Here is a 6,110-nt window from a genome sequence, read left to right as displayed (position 1 = left end):
GCCAGCGTCGACGTGCGTTCTCCACCACATCCCGTTCGGCGGCGCTGGCACGTCCGGTGATCAGGCCGATCGTCCGGGGCAGGAACGGCAACCGCTTCTTGCGGTGAGCCGCGAACAGCCCCTCAGCGGCCAGCAGCTGCTTCAGCCGCTCGATCCGGGCCAGCAGCTCGCCCAGCCCGACCTGCCGGATCTCGGTCGCCCGCAGGCTCAAGGCGCCGCGCTCGGCGTAGAAGTCCGGCCGCGCCCGCATCACTACCCGGGTGCCCTCGACGAGCGGCTCGACCAGCACCGACCGGTGACAGGTCACCTGGATGGAGATGTTGGCATCGACGTCGCGCAGCGTGAGGAAGTGCGTCGAGACGCCAGGACGGCGGACGAACTGGGCGACCTGGCCCTCGACCCAGACCTCCCCGAGCCGGCCGATCCAGTCCGAGATGGCCTGGCTGATCCGCCGTAACGGCAGCGGCGCTTCAGGACTGGACTCGAGCTTGCTCACTCGTCGTCGGCAGCCGCTTCGTGCGCTTGCAGGATCTCAGCGGCCATGGTGGCCGGGTTGGGCGTCGCGGAGGGCTTGGCCTTCTTGGCCGCCACCTCCAGCGGCTCGTGATCAGGACCCTTGCGCCCGCCGCGCTTGGCCGCCTTGGCCGGACCAGCCTTGGCCGGACCCGCCTTGGCCGGGGCCTTCTTGGCCGGCGGCGCCTTCCGGGCGCCGGCCTTGGCCGGGGGAGCCGCCGGCAGATCGGGCGCCGACACGGCTTCGGCCAGGCCAGCCGGTGGCGGGGTCGGGCCGGCATCGCTCGGCGGGGTCGCCGTGACGTCGGATTCGGTGTCGGGTGTGCCGAAGCCGGCTGCTGACGGGCTGGAATCGAGGTAGGACTCCAGAGCCGCGGCGGCCTCCGGCTGGGTGCCGCCGACCGCGTCCCAACGGCCCTTGCCCTCGTCGTCCCCCGCTCCTTCGGCGAAGCCGGTGTTGTCGTAGTCGATCAGGTCGAAGGCCGCCTTCGGAGTCTGTGCGTCATCGCCCGTGGCGGGCAGGTCCTCGTCGAAGGTCGCCCAGCTGGGAGGCTCGGTCGAGCTGCCCCGCAACTGGCTGAGAACCTCATCACCTCGGGCGGCCAGCGTCGCGATGTGCTGCTGCACCTTCAGCGACGCCTGCATGGCGCTGGATACCGCCATCAACGGCACCGTGGTGACGGCCTGGGGGAGCGTCTCGGGAAGCTTGCGCGCCTCGTCCACGGCGGTGGCGGCAAGGCCCAGAGCGGCTCGGATCGGGGTCGGGATATTCGGCATACCTCCAGCCTGCACCACCGCACGGCGGTACGCGAGCGTGGCGCCCCGGTGATGAGCGCAACGGCGAATCGTGCCGAGCGGTCCGCGCCGGTCCGTAGGATTGGGCCCATGTCCGACGCCGCGTCCTCGCCCGTGCCCGCCAAGCGGGTCCTGCTGGCCAAACCCCGGGGGTACTGCGCTGGTGTCGACCGCGCCGTGCAGACGGTCGAGCAGGCCCTGGATCACTATGGCGCGCCGGTGTACGTCCGCAAGCAGATCGTGCACAACCTTCACGTGGTGCGTTCGCTGGAGGCACGCGGAGCGATCTTCGTGGAGGAGACCGACGAGGTTCCCGAGGGCTCGATCGTGGTGTTCTCCGCGCACGGGGTCGCCCCTACGGTGCACGCCGAGGCGGCCGAGCGAAACCTGCGCGCGATCGACGCGACCTGCCCGCTGGTCACCAAGGTGCATCACGAGGCCCGCCGCTTCGCCGCCGAGGACTACGACATCGTGCTGATCGGTCACGAGGGGCACGAGGAGGTGGTCGGCACGACGGGCGAGGCGCCCGACAACATCACCCTGGTGGACGGCCCCGCCGATGTGGCCGCCGTCGAGGTCCGCGACCCCGAGCGGGTGGTGTGGCTCTCCCAGACCACCCTGTCGGTCGACGAGACGATGGAGACGGTGGCCGCGCTGCAGCAGAAGTTCCCGCTGTTGCAGTCACCGCCGAGCGACGACATCTGCTATGCCACCCAGAACCGGCAGGCCGCGGTGAAAGCGATCGCGCCGCAGGTGGAGCTCTTCCTGGTGGTGGGCTCGGCGAACTCCTCCAACTCGGTGCGGATGGTCGAGGTCGCCCAGGCCGCCGGCGCTCAGCAGGCCTACCTGGTCGACAGCGCCGAGGAGATCCAGCCGGAGTGGCTCACCGGGGTGAGCACCGTCGGGCTGTCCTCGGGGGCGTCGGTGCCTGAGGTGCTGGTGCGTGAGGTGGCCGAGTGGCTGGCCGCCCGCGGGTGGACCGATCTGGTCGAGGTGGCCCACACCGAGGAACGGCTGGTCTTCGCGCTGCCCCAGGAGTTGCGCCGCGACCTCAAGCTCGCCGCCAAGAAGTAGCTCGTCGCCGAGATGTAGCTAGCCGCCGAGAGGTGGCAGCTCGCCGCCAAGGAGCAGCCGGGCGCCAAGGAGCAGCCGGGCGCCGAGGAGCAGCCGGCCGCCAAGGAGCAGCCGGCCGGGCTAGCGCCGCGCCATCAGCCGGATGCCGGCGACGACCAGCACGACTGCGGTGGCCCCAGCGATGGCCGGAAAGCCGTAGACGATCCAGTTGGTGGCGGCGTCGATCAGCTTGCCGCGGTTGTGCAGGCCGCCGGTGCGCACATAGAGCAGGCTGGCCGAGGCAGCGAAGTACACCAGCGGCGGTGCGATCACCACGGGGAACATCTGGCTGCGCCGGACCACCAGGATCGCGATCAGCGAGGCGAACACCAGGCTGTAGTTGAACACGCCCCTGATCGAGCTGCCGCTGAGCGAGTCGATCAGGCCACCGACCCCGGCGATGGCGATCAAGAGCAGGACCGCGAGCCAGCCCGGCAGGCCGGCTTCGCGCCGCTTCCGCTGAGGCGCCCGGCCGTCGGCCGGAGACCCACCGCTCGACCCGGAGCCAGCTACGGGCTCGACGTACGGACGCTGCCCGGCGAGGCGCTGGGAGGCCTCTGGCGGGTCCGGCACGTAGGTCGATCCATTCGCGGGTGGCACGAGCCTTACGGTACCCGGCTCATCAACTCCTCGGCTGTCAACGTCCGGGTGACTGCCAGGATCTGCTCGGTCTCGGCCAGCTCGCCGTCGGAGGCGGCATCGATCACCGACAATTCGGCCAGCCGCCGGGCGCTGACCAGCACCCGGCCCTCCAGGGCGCCGACCGTGCTGTTGAAGCTGCCCACCGCGGCGTTGAGCGATCGACCCAGCTTGTCCAGGTGCGAGCCCATGCCGGCCAGCCGCTGGTAGAGCTCGCGGCCGAGCCGGCTGACCTCGGCGGTGTTGTGGGCCAGCGCCTGCTGACGCCAGGTGTAGCCGACCGTGCGCAGCAGGGCCACCAGGGTGGTCGGAGTCGCCAGGATGACGTTGCGGCCGAACGCGTGTTCCAGCAACGCCGGATCCTCGCGCAGCGCGGCGTCGAGGAACGCGTCCGCCGGGATGAAGCACACCACGAACTCCGGCGACGGGTCGAACCGGTTCCAGTACGCCTTGGCGCCCAAATCATCGACGTGCCGGCGCAGCTGCCGGGCATGGGCTTTCAGCCGCGCCGCCCGGGTGAACTCATCGCGGGCCTCCATCGCTTCCAGGTAGCCCGCGAAGGACACCTTCGAATCCACGACGATGTGCTTGCCGTCGACCAGGTTGACCACCAGATCCGGGCGCAGCGCGCCGTCGTTGGCCGGCGTGCCCGGGGAGGTGGGCTGGACCAGGTAGTCGACGTGCTCCACCAGGCCGGCCAGCTCCACCGCGCGCTCCAGCTGCAGCTCGCCCCACCGGCCGCGCACCTGGGGAGCGCGCAGCGCGGTCACCAACTGCGCGGTCTCGGTGCGCAGCCCGTCGGAGGACAGCCGCATCGCCGACAGGTGCTCATCCAGGGCTGCGGTCGCGGTGAGCCGGTCCCGTTCGGCGCTGTGCAGCTGGGCCTGCACCTGGTGCAGGGCATCCCGGATCGGGCTCACCAGCGCCTCGATCGAGTGCTGGCGCTCGGCCAGGTCACCGGCCGCTGCGCCCCGGGCGGCGTCCAGCCGCGCCTGGGACAGCTCCGACAGCGCGCGCCGGGCGCGGCCGTGCCAGTAGCCGGCGGCGGCGCCGAAGGCCGCGCCGACCAGAAGGCCGAGCAGCAGGAAAGCCAATGCGGTCATGGACCCATGTTGATCGGTGCCCCTGACAGTTTCGGCGCGGCGCGCGGGGCCACAGCGCAGGCGCCAGCCCGTCAGGTGGCGGCGCATCGGCATGGTGGCCAGACGTCCAGCGCGGTCAGGTGGCCCGGCGCCGCGCCGTAGACTGCACGCCCGTGGCCCTCACTATCGGGATCGTCGGACTCCCCAACGTCGGAAAGTCGACGCTGTTCAATGCGCTGACCCGCAACAACGTGCTGGCCGCCAACTACCCCTTCGCCACCATCGAGCCCAACGTCGGGGTGGTCGGCGTTCCCGACGCGCGGCTGGAGGTGCTGGCCAAGGTCTTCTCCTCGGCCCGGATGGTGCCCGCCACGGTGAGCTTCGTCGACATCGCCGGCATCGTCCGCGGCGCGTCGGAGGGAGCGGGGCTGGGCAACAAGTTCCTGGCCAACATCCGCGAGGCCGATGCGATCTGCCAGGTCATCCGGGCGTTCACCGATCCGGACGTGGTGCATGTCGACGGCAAGGTGTCACCGGCCGACGACATCGAGACCATCAACACCGAGCTGATCCTGGCCGACCTGCAGACCATCGAGAAGGCGTTGCCGCGGCTGGAGAAGGAAGCCCGGACGGCCAAGGACAAGCTGCCCGTCGTGGCGGCGGTGAAAGCGGCGCGGGAGGTGCTCGACGCCGGCCGCACCGTCTTCGCCGCGGGCCTGGACCTGCAGCCGCTGCGAGAGTTGCACCTGATGACGGCCAAGCCGTTCCTGTACGTGTTCAACGTCGATCCGGGTGAGCTGGCGAACGCCGGCTTCCTGGCGTCGCTGCGCGAGCTGGTGGCGCCGGCCGAAGCGGTGTTCCTGGACGCCAAGACCGAGGCCGAGCTGACCGAGCTGGAGCCCGACGAGGCGCTGGAATTGCTGCAGTCGATGGGGGTGGACGAGTCGGGCTTGGACAAGCTGGCAAGGATCGGCTTCAGCACCCTCGGCCTGCAGACCTACCTCACCGCAGGGCCGAAGGAAGCACGCGCCTGGACGATTCCCAAGGGCGCCACCGCGCCACAGGCCGCCGGGGTCATTCACACCGACTTCGAGAGAGGATTCATCAAGGCTGAGGTGGTGTCCTTCGACGAGCTGGTCGCCGCCGGGTCGATGGCCGAGGCCAAAGCGCGCGGCAAGGTGCGCATCGAGGGCAAGGATTACGTGATGGCCGACGGCGACGTGGTGGAATTCCGCTTCAACGTCTAAGGCGTGTCAACGTCTGTATGCATCGCGCCAGCGTGTCCGGACGGTGAACAGCAACGAATGAAGGGCGCGCCTCCCCCGCTATTTCGGCTTCTGAGATACTACTAGAACAAGGCCAAGCAGGCCCACGGTGATGATGAGAGGTTCAGCGATGTCTGCCAATGACTCCACGTCGAGAAACACCAGTTCCACAGCGCAGCGTGAGCGCATGCTGTCCATGGTTGCCGGCGCCCTCGGCATCCTGATGTTCATCTGGGGCTTTCTGAAGTGGCTCGAGTTCGGGGAGGGTGACGAGTCGCGCACGTACTCCGGCTACGCCTTCCAGATGCCCACCACGGCCATCATCGGGTTTTCGCTCGCAGCCGGCCTCGTCGCCCTTCTCGGCGCCACCGAGCGCCGCCGTGGCCGCGGCGTTCCCAGCGCCATCCCCACCGCCCTGGCCGCTACCAGCCTGTTGCTCGCGGTAGGTGTCTACCTCGGCAAGGGCAGCATCAGCAACGGTGTGGGTGACGAGGTGGGTGTCCAGATCGGACTGATCCTCGGCCTGCTCACCGCACTTCTGCAGACCGTGGTCCTGGGCATGGGCCTGGCCAGCCGCCACGACGAGGGCGACGATTACGACCGTGGCACCGCGACCGGTGGGGGTCGTCGGTAAGTCGCACCGCAGCATCAGCAGGGGCCACCTTCCAACCGGAAGGTGGCCCCTGCTGCATCCCTGAGGCTT

At 69.9% G+C, this 6,110-nt stretch carries 7 protein-coding genes; 3 read left to right on the top strand and 4 right to left on the bottom strand.

Going from position 1 to position 6,110, the window contains the following annotated elements; translation table 11 throughout:
- The coding region (locus tag VF612_RS08095; protein WP_408659347.1) for an exodeoxyribonuclease VII large subunit at window positions 1-496 on the bottom strand (496 nt) is incomplete at its 3' end.
- On the bottom strand, window positions 493-1,290 hold the full coding sequence (locus VF612_RS08090) for a hypothetical protein (RefSeq protein WP_408659346.1): 798 nt from the start codon (window positions 1,288-1,290) through the stop codon (window positions 493-495). The genes VF612_RS08095 and VF612_RS08090, both read right to left, overlap by 4 nt.
- A 108-nt stretch (window positions 1,291-1,398) precedes the next feature.
- Between VF612_RS08090 and VF612_RS08085 the strand changes: the two genes are divergently transcribed.
- Window positions 1,399-2,382, top strand: a complete 984-nt coding sequence (locus VF612_RS08085; RefSeq protein WP_408659345.1) for a 4-hydroxy-3-methylbut-2-enyl diphosphate reductase — start codon at window positions 1,399-1,401, stop codon at window positions 2,380-2,382.
- Window positions 2,383-2,502: 120 nt separating this feature from the next.
- On the opposite strand, the gene VF612_RS08080 is transcribed toward VF612_RS08085, so the two are convergent.
- Together VF612_RS08080 and VF612_RS08075 are read right to left on the bottom strand one after the other, a co-directional pair.
- Entirely contained in the window at window positions 2,503-3,021 is a 519-nt protein-coding gene (locus VF612_RS08080) for a DUF6542 domain-containing protein (protein ID WP_408659344.1), read from the bottom strand.
- 5 nt (window positions 3,022-3,026) lie between these two features.
- Window positions 3,027-4,163: a DNA recombination protein RmuC gene (locus VF612_RS08075; protein WP_408659343.1), complete on the bottom strand. Its 1,137-nt coding sequence runs from the start codon at window positions 4,161-4,163 to the stop codon at window positions 3,027-3,029.
- A 152-nt stretch (window positions 4,164-4,315) separates the two neighbouring features.
- Between VF612_RS08075 and ychF the strand changes: the two genes are divergently transcribed.
- Window positions 4,316-5,389, top strand: a complete 1,074-nt coding sequence (ychF, locus tag VF612_RS08070) for a redox-regulated ATPase YchF (protein ID WP_408659342.1) — start codon at window positions 4,316-4,318, stop codon at window positions 5,387-5,389.
- Window positions 5,390-5,537: 148 nt separating this feature from the next.
- On the top strand, window positions 5,538-6,041 hold the full coding sequence (locus VF612_RS08065; protein ID WP_408659341.1) for a DUF5336 domain-containing protein: 504 nt from the start codon (window positions 5,538-5,540) through the stop codon (window positions 6,039-6,041).
- The last annotated feature ends 69 nt before the right edge of the window (window positions 6,042-6,110 follow it).

The sequence above is a fragment of the Jatrophihabitans sp. genome, from assembly GCF_036388195.1.
Taxonomy (GTDB): domain Bacteria; phylum Actinomycetota; class Actinomycetes; order Mycobacteriales; family Jatrophihabitantaceae; genus Jatrophihabitans_A.
The sequence above is the reverse complement of the archived record's forward strand: the minus strand, read 5'-3'. Positions and strand labels throughout refer to the sequence as shown.

Bases quoted from the DNA above. Each gene is read 5' to 3' on its own strand.
- VF612_RS08065 (WP_408659341.1), top strand. From the start codon at position 5,538: ATGTCTGCCAATGACTCCACGTCGAGAAACACCAGTTCCACAGCGCAG.
- VF612_RS08090 (WP_408659346.1), bottom strand. From the start codon at position 1,290: ATGCCGAATATCCCGACCCCGATCCGAGCCGCTCTGGGCCTTGCCGCC.
- VF612_RS08085 (WP_408659345.1), top strand. From the start codon at position 1,399: ATGTCCGACGCCGCGTCCTCGCCCGTGCCCGCCAAGCGGGTCCTGCTG.
- VF612_RS08075 (WP_408659343.1), bottom strand. From the start codon at position 4,163: ATGACCGCATTGGCTTTCCTGCTGCTCGGCCTTCTGGTCGGCGCGGCC.